Source organism: Lysobacter sp. CA199, from assembly GCF_052078715.1.
Taxonomy (GTDB): Bacteria; Pseudomonadota; Gammaproteobacteria; order Xanthomonadales; family Xanthomonadaceae; genus Lysobacter.
In genome coordinates, this window is record NZ_JBQJIL010000010.1 from 71,984 (window position 1) to 90,078 (window position 18,095).

Annotated in this window: 17 protein-coding genes; 4 read left to right on the plus strand and 13 right to left on the minus strand. The window is 68.1% G+C overall.

The annotated features are described in order from the left end of the window. The first annotated feature begins 229 nt into the window (after window positions 1–229). Window positions 230–1,651: a serine hydrolase domain-containing protein gene (locus tag ACTOWJ_RS18880; RefSeq protein ID WP_441336166.1), complete on the plus strand. Its 1,422-nt coding sequence runs from the start codon at window positions 230–232 to the stop codon at window positions 1,649–1,651. 121 nt (window positions 1,652–1,772) lie between these two features. Here ACTOWJ_RS18880 and ACTOWJ_RS18885 read toward each other — a convergent pair whose 3' ends face one another. The 9 genes from ACTOWJ_RS18885 to ACTOWJ_RS18925 form a co-directional block, all read right to left on the minus strand. Then, complete coding sequence (locus tag ACTOWJ_RS18885) at window positions 1,773–2,306, minus strand: SRPBCC family protein (protein WP_441336167.1); 534 nt, start codon at window positions 2,304–2,306, stop codon at window positions 1,773–1,775. A gap of 697 nt (window positions 2,307–3,003) precedes the next feature. Further along, the gene (locus tag ACTOWJ_RS18890; protein WP_441336168.1) at window positions 3,004–3,459 is read right to left on the minus strand and encodes a hypothetical protein; all 456 of its coding nucleotides are present in this window, start codon (window positions 3,457–3,459) and stop codon (window positions 3,004–3,006) included. Window positions 3,460–4,090: 631 nt separating this feature from the next. Then, a complete protein-coding gene (locus ACTOWJ_RS18895; RefSeq protein ID WP_441336169.1) occupies window positions 4,091–4,768 on the minus strand; it encodes a hypothetical protein in 678 nt (225 codons plus the stop codon). Window positions 4,769–5,378: 610 nt separating this feature from the next. Next, window positions 5,379–5,774, minus strand: a complete 396-nt coding sequence (gcvH, locus tag ACTOWJ_RS18900) for a glycine cleavage system protein GcvH (RefSeq protein ID WP_441336170.1) — start codon at window positions 5,772–5,774, stop codon at window positions 5,379–5,381. Window positions 5,775–6,020: 246 nt separating this feature from the next. Further along, entirely contained in the window at window positions 6,021–6,644 is a 624-nt protein-coding gene (locus ACTOWJ_RS18905) for a 2-hydroxychromene-2-carboxylate isomerase (RefSeq protein WP_441336171.1), read from the minus strand. A 14-nt stretch (window positions 6,645–6,658) separates the two neighbouring features. Beyond that, window positions 6,659–7,795, minus strand: a complete 1,137-nt coding sequence (gene gcvT / locus ACTOWJ_RS18910) for a glycine cleavage system aminomethyltransferase GcvT (protein WP_441336172.1) — start codon at window positions 7,793–7,795, stop codon at window positions 6,659–6,661. Between the two features lie 252 nt (window positions 7,796–8,047). Further along, window positions 8,048–8,776, minus strand: coding sequence for a hypothetical protein (locus ACTOWJ_RS18915; protein ID WP_441336173.1), 729 nt, complete (start codon window positions 8,774–8,776; stop codon window positions 8,048–8,050). A 3-nt stretch (window positions 8,777–8,779) separates the two neighbouring features. Next, a complete protein-coding gene (locus ACTOWJ_RS18920) occupies window positions 8,780–9,220 on the minus strand; it encodes an NfeD family protein (protein WP_441336174.1) in 441 nt (146 codons plus the stop codon). Between the two features lie 3 nt (window positions 9,221–9,223). Then, entirely contained in the window at window positions 9,224–10,189 is a 966-nt protein-coding gene (locus tag ACTOWJ_RS18925; protein WP_441336175.1) for an SPFH domain-containing protein, read from the minus strand. 143 nt (window positions 10,190–10,332) lie between these two features. Between ACTOWJ_RS18925 and ACTOWJ_RS18930 the strand changes: the two genes are divergently transcribed. Genes ACTOWJ_RS18930 through ACTOWJ_RS18940 form a run of 3 tightly spaced genes read left to right on the plus strand, consistent with a single transcriptional unit; the run spans window position 10,333 to window position 13,263 of the window. After that, window positions 10,333–10,902, plus strand: coding sequence for an RNA polymerase sigma factor (locus ACTOWJ_RS18930; RefSeq protein ID WP_441336176.1), 570 nt, complete (start codon window positions 10,333–10,335; stop codon window positions 10,900–10,902). Beyond that, the gene (locus ACTOWJ_RS18935) at window positions 10,895–11,950 is read left to right on the plus strand and encodes a hypothetical protein (protein ID WP_441336177.1); all 1,056 of its coding nucleotides are present in this window, start codon (window positions 10,895–10,897) and stop codon (window positions 11,948–11,950) included. Before ACTOWJ_RS18930 ends, ACTOWJ_RS18935 begins: the two co-directional genes overlap by 8 nt. Before the next feature lie 41 nt (window positions 11,951–11,991). Next, entirely contained in the window at window positions 11,992–13,263 is a 1,272-nt protein-coding gene (locus ACTOWJ_RS18940; protein ID WP_441336178.1) for a PDZ domain-containing protein, read from the plus strand. Between the two features lie 381 nt (window positions 13,264–13,644). Here ACTOWJ_RS18940 and ACTOWJ_RS18945 read toward each other — a convergent pair whose 3' ends face one another. The 4 genes from ACTOWJ_RS18945 to hemP form a co-directional block, all read right to left on the minus strand. Further along, window positions 13,645–14,604, minus strand: a complete 960-nt coding sequence (locus ACTOWJ_RS18945) for a DUF6607 family protein (protein WP_441336179.1) — start codon at window positions 14,602–14,604, stop codon at window positions 13,645–13,647. A 78-nt stretch (window positions 14,605–14,682) separates the two neighbouring features. Next, the gene (locus tag ACTOWJ_RS18950) at window positions 14,683–15,279 is read right to left on the minus strand and encodes a Hemin transport protein (protein WP_441336180.1); all 597 of its coding nucleotides are present in this window, start codon (window positions 15,277–15,279) and stop codon (window positions 14,683–14,685) included. A gap of 2 nt (window positions 15,280–15,281) precedes the next feature. Continuing rightward, window positions 15,282–17,579 (minus strand): TonB-dependent hemoglobin/transferrin/lactoferrin family receptor, encoded by a 2,298-nt coding sequence (locus tag ACTOWJ_RS18955; protein WP_441336181.1) that lies wholly within the window; start codon window positions 17,577–17,579, stop codon window positions 15,282–15,284. A gap of 357 nt (window positions 17,580–17,936) precedes the next feature. Then, window positions 17,937–18,086, minus strand: coding sequence for a hemin uptake protein HemP (hemP, locus tag ACTOWJ_RS18960; RefSeq protein ID WP_075575093.1), 150 nt, complete (start codon window positions 18,084–18,086; stop codon window positions 17,937–17,939). Between the last annotated feature and the right edge of the window lie 9 nt (window positions 18,087–18,095).

Here is an 18,095-nt window from a genome sequence, read left to right on the forward strand (position 1 = left end):
GCTCTTGCTCTTCCCTCAAAAGCCAACCAAAGCCGCCGCCCCGAACAGCCACCCGGGCACAAATACCTCACCATTTGGCCGCTCACCGCCCCTCGTATCGTTTGCACAATCGGTCCTCAGCCCGACCACTAATCCCTGAAAAATCAGAATCCTGAATGCGGTTGTTGTTCAACTCCCTGAGATCGGCGCTAGAATCGGCTCAACCCGGTCCACGCAGGCGCTGCGAGCGATGAAACACGATCCTTCCCCACGCTCCCTCACCCCCTGGCGTCTGGGCACTCTCGCTGCCCTGCTCACCCTGACCCTGGGGTCCACCGCGCAGACTTCGCTGCATTGGCGCACGCCCGATGCGACCCAGACCGCTACCTCGCAGCCTGCGGTCGCGCGCGCGCAAGGCTTCGACGGCACCGCCGCGACCGGCCTGCAGATCGGTTCGGTTCCCAACCTCAATACCCGCGTCCTGCCGCTGGCCGCCGACTTCGACGTGCACCAGTTCGAAGCCATGGCGCAAGCGCTGGTCGCCGATCAACGCATTCCGGGCATGGCCATGGCCATCGTCCACAACGGCCAAGTCCTCAGCGCGCGCGGCTACGGCATCACCGACGTGCGCAACGCCGAACCGATCGACGCCCATACCGTGTTCCGCCTGGCGTCGCTGTCCAAGAGTTTCGCCGGCACCCTCACCGGCCTGCTGGTCAACGACGGCACCCTGCGTTGGGACAGCAAGGTCGTCGACTACATGCCCAGCTTCCAACTCGGCGACGCCAACGCCGCGCGCACGGTCACCGTCGCCGATCTGCTCAGCCACCGCGTCGGCCTGAGCCACAACACCTACGACCGCGATCTGGAGAACTACGCCGACTACCGCGTACTGACCCAGAAGCTGGCCTATGCGCCGATGACCTGCCAGCCAGGCACCTGCTACGGCTATCAGAACATCGCCTTCAGCATGATCGGCGACGTGGTCTTCGCCGCGACCGGCGACTTCTACAGCCAGGAAGTGCAGCGCCGCCTGCTCAAGCCGCTCGGCATGAACGATGCCAGCCTCGGCCTGGAAGGCATCACCTCGGCCGCGCGCTGGGCCAAGCCGCACGTGCGCGCGCGCGGCGGCTGGGCTTCGCTGACGCCCAAGCCGACCTATTACCAGTTGCCGCCGGCCGCTGGCGTCAACGCCAGCGCCAGCGACATGGCGCAGTGGCTGATCGCGCAGACCGGCCACCGCCCCGACGTGCTGCCGCTGCCGCTGTTGGCCACCCTGCACCAGCCGCTGGTCGAAACGCCTTCGGAGATCCGCGGCTCCAGCTGGCGCCGTCAACGCCTGACTTCGGCCGGCTACGCGCTGGGTTGGCGCGTGTTCGATTACGCCGGCCGCCGCGTGGTGTTCCATGCCGGTGCGGTGCAGGGCTACCGCGGCATCGTCGCGATGCTGCCCGAACGCGACCTCGGCATCGCCATCTTGTGGAACAGCGAAAGCGGCCTGCCGACCGGCCTGCTGCCGACCCTGCTCGACCGCGCCATCGGCATGCCGGCGCAGCGTTGGCTCGATGTCGACGGCTTCGACGACCCGGGCTTGTACGCTTCCGAGGGCGTCACGCCGCAATACGATCCCAACGGCAGCAACGCGCAGAAGTCCACCGCGGCGCCGCATTGATTCGGGATTCGGCAGAGCATAGAAAAGGCCCGCCATTGGCGGGCCTTTTCGTTTCTGCCTGCGGGCGAACTCAGGCCGCGTGGTGCGGCGATGCGTTCGCTCCAACGACTCTCGCCCCGGCTTACTGCGCCCCGGTCTCCAACACCTGCTTCAACTTCGCCAGGCCCTTGTCGTAGTCCTTGCCGACCATCGAATCGAGCAGTAGGCCGAACCAGCGCGAAACCAGATTGTTGCCGTGTTCGCTGTCCAAGGCCCAGGTCACGCGCGTGCCGCTGCCTTGCGCCTGCAGGGTGAACGTACCGGTGGCCTGAGTGCCGTCGAAGTCCAGCGCGTTGACCACCTTGAGCTGCGGTACCGACTCGGTGATGCGCTGGCTGCCCTTGCCGACCTTCGCGCCTTCCCAGGCCATCGCCGCGCCGACGCCGGATTCCGGGCCGCTGTAGTTGTAGGTCGCGGTCGGCTCGATCTCGTACCAGGGCGACCACTCGTTGAAGCGCTTGTAGGAATCGAGCATCGCGTGGACCTCGCCGGGCGGCCGTTCGACGACGATCGAGCGCTCGACGTGACTGCGTCCGGGCAACAGGAAGCCGCCGACGACGAACACGATGGCCAGCAGGACGACGAGATAGAGCAGCCCCTTGAGCAAGGATTTCATGGCGCACCCCCGGTGGTGGATTTCCGGCGATGCTAACCACTGAGCGCGGACCGTGGCATGCAGGCCTCGGGTTTGCCGACGAGAGGCACGGCGATGCTCGCGGCGGGTCGTGAGTTAAGGTGAGCGAGCGCGGCGGCATGGTGGCGGGGGATGGAGGGCGCGTTGGCGGAGACAGCCGGCTCGATCCGCGCTCGTCGCCCAGGCGCTCGCGAAGCCGCGAGCCTGCGGCTCGATGAGCCATCCATTGTCGTCTTCGCGGGGAGTCTTCGCTTGCCCGGCCCGGGCTGGTCGCCCGGGCGCTCGCGAAGCCGCGAGCCTGCGGCTCGATGAGACATCCACTGCCGTCTTCGCGGGGAGTCTTCGCTTGCCCGGCCCGGGCTGGTCGCCCAGGCGCTCGCGAAGCCGCGAGCCTGCGGCTCGATGAGACATCCATTGTCGTCTTCGCCGGGAGTCTTCGCTTGCCCGGCCCGGGCTGGTCGCCCGGGCGCTCGCGAAGCCGCGAGCCTGCGGCTCGATGAGACATCCATTGTCGTCTTCGCCGGGAGTCTTCGCTTGCCCGGCCCGGGCTGGTCGCCCGGGCGCTCGCGAAGCCGCGAGCCTGCGGCTCGCAAGCGGCTTCGCTCGCCCCACAAAAAAACTCTCCCCCCGCCTGGGCTGCGGGGAGAGAGTCTGGATTACGGCTAATCGGGGATTTTTATTAGATCAGCGGAGCCGGGGTAGCCGGCATCGCCGCAGCCTTCGGCTTGCGCTTGGCAGCCTTCTTAGCGGCCTTCTTCGGGGCCTTCTTGGCGGCTTTCTTGGCAGTCTTCTTAGCTGCCTTCTTGGCGGTCTTCTTGGCGGTCTTCTTGGCGGTCTTCTTGGTCGCCTTCTTAGCAGCCTTCTTGGCGGTCTTCTTGGTCGCCTTCTTGGCAGCCTTCTTGGCGGTCTTCTTGGTCGCCTTCTTAGCAGCCTTCTTGGCGGTCTTCTTGGTCGCCTTCTTGGCGGCCTTCTTGGCGGTCTTGCGGACGGCCTTCTTGGCGGTCTTCTTCACGGCCTTCTTGGCGCCGGCCTTCTTGGCGGCTTTCTTCACGGTCTTCTTGGCGCCGGCCTTCTTGGCGACTTTCTTGGTCGCTTTCTTGGCGGAGGCTTTCTTAGCAGCTTTCTTAACGGCCATGGGATGGCTCCTCGTCAGTGATGATCAGGGATGATCAGTGGTAGTGCGGTAAGCCCAGATATGAAGAACTCTGTGGTGGCAGAGCCGCGGGAGTCGGACCCGCGTGCAACCGCCGGCGCGCGGAGCGCGTCGGAACGGATCGGGGATCGCGTCCGGCCGTGGCGGCGGCAGGACCGATGGCGTACCCGCCGAAAAGGCGGGCGAGGCTGGCCGCGAAACGGGGCGGCCAAACAAAAACCCGGGCCGCCGAACGCGAACCGGGTTGCTGGAAGCAGGACGCCAACGATGTCATCAGGGATTTGGATGTCATCGGCGAAGAGAGCGAGGCCAACATTTCTGCAGAGGAAGCGAATCCTGCGTCCACCGTTTTGATTGTCCGGGCGGAGGTTCGAATTGTGCTGCGTGTTGTCGCGCTTTGTTTTCTCACTCTCGTGGCAGGAAACGTCTGCTGGGCGAAACCTAATCACGCTTTTTCTGACTGTCAACAACCTCGGCGATTTTTTTTTGGGGCCGCGGCCCCGGACCGCGCCACCGCCGACCGCGCGCGCGTCGTCGCCGATCGCGCGCGCGCATCGACGCATCGACAACGCATTCGAATCGACATCGCTGAAACCCAAGCGTGGCGCGGGTTTCAGCGCACTCGCGTTTTTCGTTTCGATTTTTTTCCGAAAGCGCGCGCGTGTTCGTCGACGCTTCGAAGGCGTCCCGCACGACCTGTACCGGAAGAAAAAATTCCTCTCCGCGACGACCCCGGATTTCGCGTCGCACAAGCCCGATTGCGCGAAAGTGCGCGAACTTTTTTCGGCCGCGACGACCGCCCGACCGCCGCCGCGCGCACCGTCGGCGGGTCGGCGACGACCGCGAACGCGGCTTCGAATGCCGGCGCGAGGCGACCGCGAACGCGACGACGAGCGCGCGCGACGGTGCGAAGCGACGCGACCGTCGCCGGTCCGATGCGCGCGAAACTACCGTTCGTCAGCCGAGCCGGAACGCTCGCCGTCGTCGGTCGCGCACGATCTGCGGCGCGCACGCCGAGTCGGAAAGCGTTTACGCCGACACGCATCGCCGGTCCGCGCGCCGCGTCGCCGACCACGGCCGCGAGCGCGAGCACCATGTCGCGATGTTGTCGCCGCGTCGGCGCGGCGAGTTCGCGAGCCGGCCAAGCGCCACGCGAAAGTGGCGGCGCATCCTGCGCGCGCAGCGCGTCCTCGCGCTCGCGCACGGCCGCGGCGACGCTTGCGTCTTCACGCCGGATACACGGTTTTCGCGACGGCGGCGGCAACGCATCGAGGCATTCGAAGGCGCGCACGCCGACTCGCCGCAGCCTCGCCAGACGCGCTCACCCGACCTCGCCGCGCACGCACGCGATCGTCTGCCGCATGCGCGCGGTAATCGCAAACGACGGTTTTTCCGCAGCGGATTCGCGCAACGCAGAATTGCCGCGCCTGTTCTTCGTACGCGTCGTCGCGCGACCTAGGCGATCGAAGGCGATCGAAGGCGGGCGCGGCACGCGGCGACGGACGAGAGGTCGCGGTCGCGCGAGCGACATGCCTCGCCCGTTCGTCGGCGACGCGCCGTCGATCCGGCGGCGCGCCGAAAGCCGATGCGAAGGACTCGCCGAAGACCGGCGCGCGTCCCTCGCGCTCTCGCGCGCCCGACGCATTGCCACCTCGGATTCGCATTCGACCGACGACCCGCGGCGTGGCCGGAATATCCGTCGGCATCGCGCGGCGGGATCGATACGCTCGGCGAGAGCGGACCCATCGCGCCCTCGCTTCATCTCCAATCGCCGCGGCCGCCGGACCCGATGTCCGGCCGAACGTTCGCCGCAAACGAAACGGGGAGCGAGTCCGGTGCCGCATCGCGGTCCGGTCTGCGCTCCCCGTCTACCGTGGCCGTCGCCGGCCGCGGCGGGTCGATCAGTGGTCGTCTTCTTCGAGCAGCTCGGCGTAGTCGTCCGGAGCCAGCAACTCATTAAGCTGGTCGGGCTCGTCGATTTCTACGGTGTAGATCCAGCCTTCGCCGTACGCGTCTTCGTTGATGGTTTCCGGCTTGTCGGCCAGCGCGGCGTTGACCGCGGTCACGGTGCCGGACACCGGCGCGTAGACGTCGGAGGCTGCCTTGACCGACTCGACCACGGCACTGGCGTTGCCCGCCTCGACGCGGTCGCCGACGTTGGGCAGTTCGACGTAGACCAGATCGCCGAGCAGGCCCTGGGCATGGTCGGAGATGCCGACGGTGACTTTGCCGTCGCCTTCGACGCGTGCCCACTCGTGGGATTTCAGGAACTTCAGATCGCCGGGAATTTCACTCATGGCAGGGGCCTCGAACGTTGCAGGGAGCGGCGGGTGGTGGCGCGTAGTTTAACTATGCTGAGGCGCCATGGGAGGGGTGGAAGGTCGAAGCGGCGCGACGACGCGCAAATCGGGGCGAGAGAAACCGGGTCGAAGAACTGATGCGCCGTCGCAGGTACATCGCGCAAGTCGCGGCCGGCCCGCGATTTCGGCGCGCGCCGGGCATGTGAAATCGCATGCCGGACCGGCGGCGCGATGCCGCCTCGCTCAGTTCGCACTCACCCCGAACGGCTCGCGCCCGCTGACCAGCGCCTCGCGCAGCGCTTCGACGCGGTCCTGTCCCCAGAACGGCTCGCCGCGCAACACGTAGCCGGGCAAACCCGGCAGATCGGCGTCGATCGCCGCGGCGGTGTTGGCCTGGTAGCTGACGCCGACTGCGTCGCTGTCGGCGGCGGCGAAGATCGCATCGGCATCGTGACCGTCATCGCGCAACAGTTGGGCCAGCACGGCGCGATCGGCCAGATCCCGATCGTCGACCCAGATCGCCCGGAACGCGGCGTCCATGTACGCGGCCGGATCGCGGCCCGCCGCGCACAAGGCGATGGCGCAGCGGTCGGCCAGGCTCGGATCGACCGGGAAGAACTTCGGCGTCAGATTCAGCGGCACGCCGCGCTGCGCGCGCGCCCGCTGCAACTCGACCAGGCGATAGCGCCGGCGCGCCGGCGCGCGCTGGCCCAACGGCAGGCCGCCGTTGGCCGCGAACAGCTCGAAGATCCGCACCGGCTTGTAGACCAGGCGCGAACCGGTCTCGCGCGCGAGCGCGAGCACGGGCGCATGGCCCAGGTAGGCATAGGGCGAGATCAGGCTGAAGTAGTAATCGATGTGGGTCATGGCCGCGGCACCGTTCAGGCGAGCACGCCGTCCTGCGCCTGTCCGTCGCGCACGAACGGGAACTTGACCACCCGCACCGGCACTTCCTTGCCGCGGATGTCCACGCGCACGTTACCAGCCGCGCCCAACGCGATCTCGCCGGCCGGCACGCGCGCGAAGGCGATCGACTTGCCCAGCGTCGGCGAGAAGGTGCCCGAGAGGATCTCGCCCTCGCCGTACGGCGTCAGCACTTTCTGGCCATGGCGCAACACACCCTTCTCGTCCATCACCAGACCGATCATCTGCCGCGGCGCGCCGGCGCCCTTGTGTTGCTGCAGCGGGCCGCGGCCGATGAAGTCGCGCGGCTCGCCCTCGGCGCTCGCGTCCAGGGCCACCGTCCACGCCAGCGCGGCTTCATAAGGAGACACGGTGTCGTCCATGTCCTGACCGTACAGATTCATGCCCGCTTCCAGGCGCAGGGTGTCGCGCGCGCCCAGGCCGGCCGGCTTGACGCCGACGCCCAGCAGCGCGTCCCACAGCGCGACCGCGCGATCTTCCGGCACGACCACTTCGAAACCGTCCTCGCCGGTGTAACCGGTGCGGGCGATGAACAGCGCGATGCCGTCGGAGGTCTGCGCCTCGCCGGCGACGAATTTGCCGAGCTTGCCGATCCGCGCGCGATCTTCCTCGCGCAGCAGGCCGATGACTTTCGCGCGCGCGTTGGGGCCCTGCACCGCGATCATCGCAAGCTCCGGACGCTCGGTCACCGACACGTCGAAAGCGCGGGCCTGCTCGCCGATCCACGCCAGGTCCTTGTCGCGGGTGGCGGCGTTGACCACCATGCGGAAGTAAGCCTCGTCGAGGAAGTAAACGATCAGATCGTCGATGACTCCGCCGTCGGGATTGAGCATGCAGGTGTAGAGCGCCTTGCCGGATTTCTGCAGCTTGTCGACCGAATTGGCGACCAGGTGGCGCAGGAAATCGCGCACGCGCGCGCCGCGCAGGTCGACCACGGTCATGTGGCTGACGTCGAACATGCCCGCGTCGCGACGCACCTGGTGGTGCTCCTCGATCTGCGAGCCGTAGCTGATCGGCATGTCCCAACCGCCGAAATCCACCATCTTGGCGCCGAATGCGCGGTGGGCGTCGTTGAGGATGGTTTTCTGGCTCATGGGGGCGTGGCCTGCTCGTGGGGTTTGGAGGCGGCGATTATCCCTCAAGCGCGCGTCCCGCGTATCGACCGGATTTGGGTACGCGGGCGAATGGTGTGCGTGGCGTTCTCGCTTCAGAGGGTAGGAGCGGCGCGAGCCGCGACTGCGGACTTGCGGTTGCCGGCGGCGCGATCTGGAGGGCGCGCGGTCGCGGCTCGCGCCGCTCCTACAGTGAGGGGGTGTCCGTGGGGCGATCTTGCAAAGCAACCGATTTCATTCCCCTTCGGTTCCTTCGTTGTAACAGCTTACTTCGGTTGGCTTGACCGGAATGAAGCGGCCCTTGCGGCGGTCGAGCTTCACCGCCCAACGCACCGCGTCGAACATTTCGCGCGCGTCGGCGCCTTCCACGGCGGTATCGACGATCGCGATCACGCCGGGGTCGTTGACCCCATCAATCATGCAGGTCGACATCGATACGCGCTCGCCGCGCTGCAGTTTCGGATACGGCACCACGTCGGTGATCTTCCAGCGCGCCTCGTTGCCGATCCGGCCGACCAGTTCACCGGCGTAGAACTTCAATGAACGGTCTTCGGCGTCGTCGATGGTACCGATGCTGCGCGCGCAGATCTGTTCGGCGCTGCGGCCGCTGCCGACGCAGCCGCCGGTGTTGGATTTGTAGCCGTCCGGGTACGGCGGCACTACCTTGCCGATCCAGTTACCGACGCCGGCGGCGGCGTCAGCCGGCGCGGGATGCGTCGAGCGCGACGCCACGCTCGATGTCGGCGCCGACTGCACGGAGGGCGCCGCGGTGGCCGTGGCGCACAGGCCGATGGAGGCGATCAGGCACGCCGACATCGCCGATGCGCGCAGGGCTTGTTTGGCGAGTGCATGCTTGGCAAGGGCTGGCTTGGCAATGACTGGCTTGGCAAGGGCTGACTTAACGAGAACCTGCTTGGCAGAAGCAAGCTCGGCAACAGCCCGCTTGGCGCGCGCGGCGGTCATCGTTCAACTCGCCGGCTCGACCTGCAAGGTCATGCCGTCGGTGGCGACCACGCGCACCATCGCGCCGGCGTCCAGCTCGGGCCCGATCACGTCCCAGAACGCATCGGCGATCTGCACCCGTCCGCGACCCTGGACGATGCCGCGCTCCAGCGGCACCACGCGGCCGACCAATTGCTCGGCGCGCCGGTTCAACAAAGGCTGGTCGCTCTGCCGCTCGCGGCCGCGGAACCAAGTGCGGTACGCCTGGATCGAGGCGAAGCTCAGCACCACGAAAGCGGCGACCTGGGCCAGCAAGGTCAAGTCCGGGAACGCCACCACCAACACGAACACCGCCGCCGCGGCCAGACCGAGCCACAGCATGAACGCACCGGGTACCAGCGCCTCGGCCGCGAACAGCAGCAGCGCGATCGCCGCCCAGCTGATGGTCTGCCAGCTCCACGACATGGGTCAGCCTCCGCTGCGCGGCGCGACCGCGCCGGTGCCGCGCGCGGCCTGCTGCGCGTTCAGCGCATCCTTGGCCAGCTCGCCGATGCCGGCCAGCGAACCGATGATGCCGGCCGACTCCATCGGCATCATCACGAATTTCTGATTCGGCGCTTCGGCCAGCGACTTGAACGCCTCGATGTACTTCTGCGCGATGAAGTAGTTGATCGCCTGCACGTTGCCCGAGGCGATCGCGTTGGACACCACTTCGGTGGCCTTGGCTTCGGCCTGGGCCAGACGCTCGCGCGCCTCGGCCTGGCGGAACGCGGCTTCCTTTTCGCCCTCGGCTTCCAGGATCACCGACTGCTTCTCGCCCTCGGCCTTGAGGATCGCGGCCTGGCGGAAACCCTCGGCTTCCAGGATGTTGGCGCGCTTCTCGCGTTCGGCCTTCATCTGCCGGGCCATCGAGTCGACCAGATCGCGCGGCGGCTGGATGTCCTTGAGCTCGATGCGATTGACCTTCAGGCCCCAGGGATGGGTCGCCGCGTCGACCGCGTTGAGCACCTTGGTATTGATCTCGTCGCGCTTGGACAGCGATTCGTCCAGGTCCATCGAACCGATCGCGGTGCGGATGTTGGTCATGACCAAGTTGAGAATCGCGATTTCCAGCTGCGCGACCTCGTACGCGGCCTTTGCCGCGTCCTGTACCTGGAAGAACACGATGCCGTCGACCTTGACCACCGCGTTGTCCTTGGTGATCACGTCCTGGCTGGGCACTTCCAGCACCTGCTCCATCATGTTGATCTTGCGGCCGACGCCGTAGATCACCGGGACCAGGAAGTGCAGGCCGGGGTCCATGGTGTGGGTGTAGCGGCCGAATCGCTCGACGGTCCACTGATAGCCCTGCGGGACCATGCGCACGGTCTTGAACAGCAGGATCACGCCCGCGAATACCAGAACCAACGCCAACAAGCTGGTGCCCGTGCCCATGTGCCCCCTCCTCCTTGTCCGATGGGCGCAGTATAGGCCCAGCACCGTGGGTGCGACCCTTCACGCCCTTGCCGCATCCTTGTCTGGGAATGCCGCCCGAATCGACCCCATCGCCGCTGCCCGCCCCCGCGCCCGACCGGCCGGTGTCGAGCTTCGCCATCGACGTCCCCGAGGCGCTGCTGGCGCGCGTGCGCGCCGGCGACGGCGCCGCGTTCGAGCAGATCTACCGCTGTTTCGAGCGTCCGGTGTTCACCTTGGCGATACGCATCGCCGGCGATCGCGACGGCGCCACCGACGTGCTGCAGGAGACCATGCTGAAGGTATTCACGCGGATCGGCGATTTCCGCGGCCACCGCGACGGCAGCGGCACGCCGTTCTGGGGCTGGCTGCGCCAGATCGCGGTCAACGAGGCGCTGATGCGTCTGCGCAGCCAGCGCCGCCACGAGCACGCGCTGGAACCGGAGGACGAACACCTCGTGGACGAGCGCATTCCGCCGCCTCCGGCCGCGGCCGACGCCGCGGCGCTGGGCCGGGCGCTGGCGCAGTTGCCGGCGCCGACCCGCAGCGTGCTGTGGCTGTACCACGCCGAGGGCTACACCCATGAGGAGATCGCCGCGTTGATGCAGCGTTCGACCAGTTTTTCCAAATCGCAGCTCGCCCGCGGCGGACGCCGCCTGCGTCAGTTGCTGGAACCGGAGCAGGCCCATGCCTGATCGCAATCCTCTCCCGCCGCAAAACTGGGCCGACGCGTTCGCGCGGCTGCCGCAGGAAACGCCGCCGACCGACGGCTGGGCGCGCATGGCCGCGACCCTGGCCGCCGGCCGCGAGCAAGCGCCGCGCGCGGCCGATGCGCCGCTGGGTTCGGCGCAGACCGGCCCGGCGCGCGGCGAGTCCCGTCACATCCAGACGACACCGCGGCGCAGGGCCGCGACGCATCCGGCGCGACGCTGGGCGATCGCGGCGATGCTGGCCGCGGCGCTGCCGCTGGGCCTGTGGCTGGCGCTGAACGCACAGCGGCCGACGCTGCCGACGCGCTCGCCCAATCCACTCGCGACGGTTCCTGCCGCGCGCGACACCGTCGATCCGCAAGCCGCGACGCCGCATCGGCCCGCGGGCGATGCGAGTTCCACCGATGCAACCGCATCGGTCGCCAAGGCTCCGGCTGCGGCCTCCACCGGCGCCGCGGAAACGCGCGCGAACGATTCGGCGCGTGCGCGGAGCGATACGGCGAAGACGGGCCTGGCCACGATGACACCGACGGGTGCAGGCGACGCTGCGCGGGAATCTCCGCGTCGCGCCGCCGCGACCGGCACTGCAGCAGTCGCCACCGCCGCGGTCGCGAACCCCTTGGCGCGCACGCCTGCCGCCGACGTATCCACCGCTGCGCGAATCGCCGGCGTTTCGGCGGCCGATGCCGCGCCGCGCGTCGCCGATGCGTCCGGCCGCGAACCCGCCGACCGCATCGCCCGCCAGTTGCAGGATCTGCAAGCCGAATCGGCCCAGCTCGAAGCGCTGGTCGCGCTGACCCGCGACGACAGTGTCGCCAATGCCAGCGCGACGGTGATGAGCGCCGACCTCGATCAGCGCCTGCGTCTGATCGATGCCGGCCTCACCGATGCCGCGCTGTCGGCCGAGCAACGCCTGGCGCTGTGGCATCAGCGCGTCGGCGCGTTGCGCTCGCTGGCCGGCGTGGAAAGCACCCAACGCTGGTTCGCCGCGCGCGGCGAACGCTACGGCGACGCGCTGGTGCGCGTCGACTGACTCTTCCTTATTCCATACCGATCCGCGTACCGGAGATCGCCATGTCACGCATTCCCCTGCTTCCCGCGCTGTTGTTCGCCGCAATCGGCAGCGCCCTCGCCCAGCCGGCCGCCGCGCCGGCGGTCGGCGCGCAGCCCGTTCAAGCGCATACGCGCACCCTGCTGATCCAGCGCCAGCACGGCGCCGCGCCGTCGTTGCTCGCGCAAGCGCGTCCGCACGTGCTGCCGATGCCGGGTACCTCACGTGGCCCCGGCGGCTTGCCCGATCCGGTGACCAAGCCGGTGCTCATCCGCGACGAGATCCGCGGCCCGCAGCTCGGCGTGATCCTGGCACCGGACGACCAGCGCGGCGTCGGCATCATCGCGGTCACCCCCGGCAGCGCCGCGGCGCAGGTCGGTTTGCGCAGCGGCGACCGGTTGCTCTCGGTCGACGGCAAGCCCGTCGACGGCAAGGACGGCGATGCGCGTTTGCAGAGCGCGCGCGCCCTGCTCGGCAAACTCGAGACCGGCAAGGTCACGCGCATCGGCTATCTGCGCGATGGCCGCGATGCCAAGGTCGAGGTGACGCCGCGGGTCGGCGAGCGGGTGATGGTGTTCGAGAACGCCGATGGATCGCAGATGGTCGCCAGCGGCCGGGTCGAGATCCTGCGCTCGCCCGACGGCACGCTGGACGTCAGCAGCGATTCGTTCGAATACACCGTCGCCGATGCGGCGGTCGCCCCGCGCATGCGCACCGAGATCCACCGCATCGGCCCCGACCAGGACTGCAAAGGCAAACCCTGTCCGCTGCCGATGATCAGCGAGGCGCTGCGCTGGAACGGTCTGAACCTGGCCACGGTCGACGCCAAGCTCGGCCGCTACTTCGGCGCCCAGCGCGGCGTACTGGTGCTCAGCGCGGGGCCGAAACTCAAGGGTCTGGAAGCCGGCGACGTGATCCAGAGCATCGACGGCCGCGCGGTCGCGAGCCCGCGCGAAGCGATGGAGGCGCTGCGCGACAAACCCGAAGGTACGCAGGTCGAGATCGGCTATCTGCGCGACCGCGCCAGCGCCAAACTCAAGCTCACCCTGCCCAAGGCCGTGGCCTGGGTACCGCCGGCACCGCCCGCGCCGCCTGCGCCACCGCCGCCGCCGCGTGCGCCCTCTGCGCCGGTACCGCCCGCTCCACCCGCTCCGGCTGCGGCGCCCGCACCGCCGCCTCCGCCGCCGCCGGCATCCAACGAAGTCAGCGCGGCGCCAGCACCGCCCTCGCCGCCCTCGCCGCCGCGATGGGCGACGACGACCGGCACTCATATCTATACACAGCGCGTCGATTGATCGATCACCGTGGCGGCCGGTGATCTGCAAAGGGTTTGCGGTTATCTGAGCGGAAGGCGTCGGGGCTGAAGCCCCTCCCACAAGAAACCTCGTCGCCACGTTGGCTTTTGTGGGAGGGGCCTTCAGCCTCGACGCTTTACCCGCCCGACCGCGACTGGCCCCTCATGCCGCGGCCATTCGCAAAACCCGCGCAAGCGGCCCTCGCGAATCCCTGCGCCGAACGCCGGCGCAAGAAAAAGGCCGGGCATCCTGCCCGGCCTGTTCCGATCATCGCTCCGGCATCCCGCGTTCCTTCGCGGCCCGCACCGGAAAACTTGGACGGTGGTGCGGTGATGCCGTCGGCTGCGATCTCTGTGCAGCCCACGCATTACCGCCCCTCGCTCACTCCGCCGGCGCGACGGTCACCCACTTGGCGAACACCGCGTCGATGTCCTTGTCGGCGACCTTCTTGCCCTGCTCCAGCTTTCCGGCCTGCTCGAACAGCGGAATGATCATCGCCATGCCGTCGACCTTGGTCTTGAGCAGCACGCCCGGCGCGCGACCCAGATAACGGTCCCAATGCGCGCGGACCTTGGCCCAATAGCCCTGGGTCGCGTCCCAGTACTTGTAGGCCGGCTTGAAGTCCACATCCTTGGTCTTGACGTAGTCGTTGAAGCCGAACTCGCGGGCCAACTCTTCCTGCGTGCCGTCGGGCTTGCGCAGCACCTTGGTGTTGAACTGCTCGTGGGTCCAGCCGTTCGGAGTGACGGTGTGGCGGTTGATCGCGGCGACCGCGTTGTAGTCGCTGCGCTTGGTGTATTCGCGGCGAGGCAACGGGCGCCAGCTCGGATCGCTGGTCCAGGTCGCGACATCGTTCTTGTACTCCCAACGGCCGGTGCCGCAGTAACGCGGCGCATCGCTGACTTCGAACACGCACTGGGTCCAGGCGCCGCGGTTGAGCTCGGCCGGAATCTTGCGCACGTGCCAGGTCTGATCGGCGCTGAATTCGAAACGCTGCGGCGCTTCATAGGTCCAGTCCTGACGCCAGTGCTTGGTCACGTGGCCACTCTTGGCGTCGACCAGAATGTGCTGCAGCACCAGCTTGGCCGGGGTGTTCTCGACCACGATCACGGTCTCGTTGGCGCCGCTGCGCATCGCCGGCGCTCGCTCGTAACCGGGCTTGAGCAGCACGGTTTCGTCGAAGGCGAAATCGACGATGTACTCGCCCTGCATCGCCAGAATCGAGGCGCGATCGCGTTCGGGCGAAGGCGCCTGCGCGGCCGGGGCCGATTGGGCCGGCACGAGCGGGCTGAACGAAAAACAGATCGCCAGCACGCTGGCGCGGTAAGGCATTGGGGTCATGGCTGAACTCGGTGGCTTTTTGGCTTTGAGAGAGAAAGAAGGAATGGGTCGGTCGTGGTCGTGGATCGAAGCGCGCGCTCAGGCGAACTGCGCCGGACCGGCACCGTCGCGCAGGCCCGAGGCCATGCAGCAGCACACGTCGGCCTGCGCCTGCAGACGCGCGCCCTCGCCCGCGGCGATACGGCGCGCGCGCGCATGGCCCAGCGCCGACAGTTCGGCGCCGTCGGCCAATAAAACGCAATGGCCGGCGTCGTCGCGCAGCACCTGCAGGCGCAGCACCTGCGCGCACCAGCGTCCGCGCAGACGCCGCAACCAGCGCCGGCGCAGATCGACCCAGACGCCGCTGCGCGCCTCGCTGCCACGATGCGCGGGCAGATCGGCGGCAGCATCGTCCCAGGCCAGGAAGTCGCTGTCGGGCAGCAGGTACAGACGCCAACACACGCGGCCGGCGGCATCGCGGAACAACAAGGCTTCGCAGGCGTTCTCGCCGTCCTGGCGACTGACGCGTTCGGCGCTGCACGCCGCCAGCCAGCCGTCCAGGGCATCGCGATGGCGGCGCGGGCGCACGCACAACACCGTCGCCACCGCGGCCAACCGTTCCGGCGCCGGCAAGCCGGCGCGGGCCGGCCTGACGGTCGCCGCGGCGGAACCGGCGATGGTCGACGGCGCGCGCATGCTTACCAGCTCACCGCGATGCTGGCGCTGACGCTGCGGCCCGGCGCGCTGTAGCGATCGATCACGGCGCTGCTGGCGAGGATGGTGCCCGGCAGGTCGCCGCCGTCCCAGTAGGTCTTGTCGGCGAGGTTGAACACGCCGACGTTGAGCTTGGCGCCCGGCGCGAAGTCCCAATGCGCCAGCAGATCCAACACGCCATAGCCCGGCGTGGCGTAGCGGTTCGGCGCCGGCAGATCGGTCTTGTGCTTGGCGAAACGGCCGGCCAGTTCCACGCCCCAGGCTTCGCGGTCGAAGGCCACGCCGAGGGTTCCGCTCAGCGGCGCGATCGATTCCAGCGGACGGTCGGCGGTCTTGTCCTCGCCCTTGCTGTAGGCCGCGGCGAAACGCGTCGACCAGCCGGCCAGCGACGGCGACAACTCGCCGAAGTCCACGCCGCCGCGCAGCTCGACGCCGCGGATGCGCGCCTTGGCCACGTTCTGAGACTGGAACACGACCAGCGGTGTCTGCGGCGGCGCGCTGACCTGGCGGCTGGACTGGATGAAGTCCTTGTAGTCGTTGTAGTACGCCGACACCTGCGCGTATGCCGCCTTGCTGTTGAAACGCAGACCCAACTCGTAGCCGTCGCTGGTTTCCGGCTTGAGATCGGGATTGGGAATAGCGGTGTAGCCCTGCTGCAAGTTAGTGAAACCCAGATTGACGTCGTTGTAGGGCGGCGCGCGGAAGCCGCGCTGGTAGCCGCCGTACAGCGACCAGTCTTCGGCGATATGCCACACCGCGCCGAGCTTGGGCGAGACGCTGGTCTTGCTCAGGTCGCTGACCTTCATGCCCGGATTGTCGCTGGTGAAGATCGCATCGGGCTTCACCCGCAGCTCGTAGCGGTCCACGCGCACCGCCGGCACCAGGCGGAACTTGCCGTCGGCGAACTGGATTTCGTCCTGCACGAACACGCCGGCGCTGCGGGTCTGGCTGATCGGGAAATCGCGCACCGGGAAGGTGTCGGGCGAGATCGTGTTGCTGACCGCGCCGGTGGTCAGATTGACCAGGCGGCCGTCGCGCTTCTGCCGGAAATCGGTGTGTTCGTACTCGAAGCCGTAGGTCAGCGAGTGTTCGACCGAACCGGTGGCGAAGTCCTTGTGCGCGGTGGCTTCGGCGCCGTAGACGCGCTGATCGAAGTTGAATTCGCGCAGGCGCAGGATCGGGTTGGGGTCGGCGGCCAAGACCACGCGCTGCTCGCGGGTGCGCTGGGTGGTCTCGCTGTCCTGGCGATAGATCTGCCAACGCAGCGAACCGGCCAATACGCTGTCGAGCGAATCGATTTCATGCGCGAACGACACGCGGGCGCGGGTCTGGTGATCGTCGCCGAACATCGAAGCCACGCGCGAGCGCGGCGTGTTCGGCGGCGCCCCCGGGGTCGGCGGGACCAGGCCCAGCGCGCTGAAAGCGTCGGTGTCGGTCTGGTCCTCGCTGCGTTCCACGGTCAGGCGGAAACGCTGGTTATCGCTGGGCGCGTAGACCAGCTTGGTCAGCAGGCTGCGGCCGTCGAAGTTCTGCGGGTTGGCGCGAGTGCGCGAGCCATCGTGGGCATCGTTATTGCCTTGGTTCTCGGTTTCCTTGCCTTGATGATGGTTGACCACCACCAGGCCCGACCAACGATCGCCGCCGAACGCCGCGGTGGCGCTGGCGAACAAGCCCTCGTTCTGGCTTTCGCCGCCGAACTTGAGGCCGAAGTAGCTCTTTGCACCGTCCTTGAGGTAGTCGTCCGGATCCTTGGTCACGAACGACACCACGCCGCCGAGCGCATCGGAGCCGTGCAGCGCGCTGCTCGGGCCGCGCACTACTTCGACTTCCTTGACCGTGTCCAGATCGACGAAGTTGCGCCCGGCGTTGGAGAAGCTGCCGATCAAAAAACTGTCGGACACCGAGATGCCGTCGATCAGCACGCGCACGCGGTTGCCGCCCAGGCCGCGGATACGGATGTCGCTCAGGCCGAAGCGCTCGCGGTTGGCGCCGACTTCGATACCGGGCTCGTAACGGAACAGGTCGCGGATGTTGCGCACCATCTCGTTGTCCATGCGCTCGCGATCGATCGCGTTGACCGTGGCCGGTACGTCCTGGACCTGACGCTCGGTACGGGTGGCGCTGACCACCACGCGATTGAGCTCGTTGACCTCGGCGGCGGGCGCCTCGGCGGCCTGCGCCGCCGGCAGCGCCAGCAACACGGCCAAGGCCAGCGCGGAACGCGCTGGAACATGGGGAAAGGTGGATCGTGCGAGCAGGGCCGGGAGTTGGACGCGGGACATTCTTTCGACTCGGATGATGAGATGAGACCTAGGCGGCTGGCATCCGAAACGAACGGGGGCTGGCAGCCTTGGAAGAAAAGGTGCTGGCGGGCCCCGGCAGGGGCCGACACGCCCCGCCGCACCCCGGAACTGGGGCGCGGCGGGGCGGTGACGCGGGCGTTGGGACGGCCGCCAGGGGCTCGGCAAGACCGGTCGGACTTCGCGATGGACACGGCGGACTGGAGAGAAGTCCGCGGAGGTCCGGGGGCGAGGCGGTCGAATCGGTTGGGGAGAGGGAGACTGCCGGGGGGGCTGGTGTCCGGCCTGACCCGCTGGATGGTGCTGAGCGGGCTTGGTCGGGGCGCGCCTTACGCGGGGTTACTTGGTCAGGATCAACTTGTCGTTGCGGGTATGACGCAGGCGGTAGACCTCGCCGCCGTGGCGGATCAGCACCTCGCGCGCGCCGCGCAGCAGCGCGGTGCTTTCGACCAGAACGCCCTGAGCGGCGGCGACGACGGCCGAGGTCACGGCCGCAGC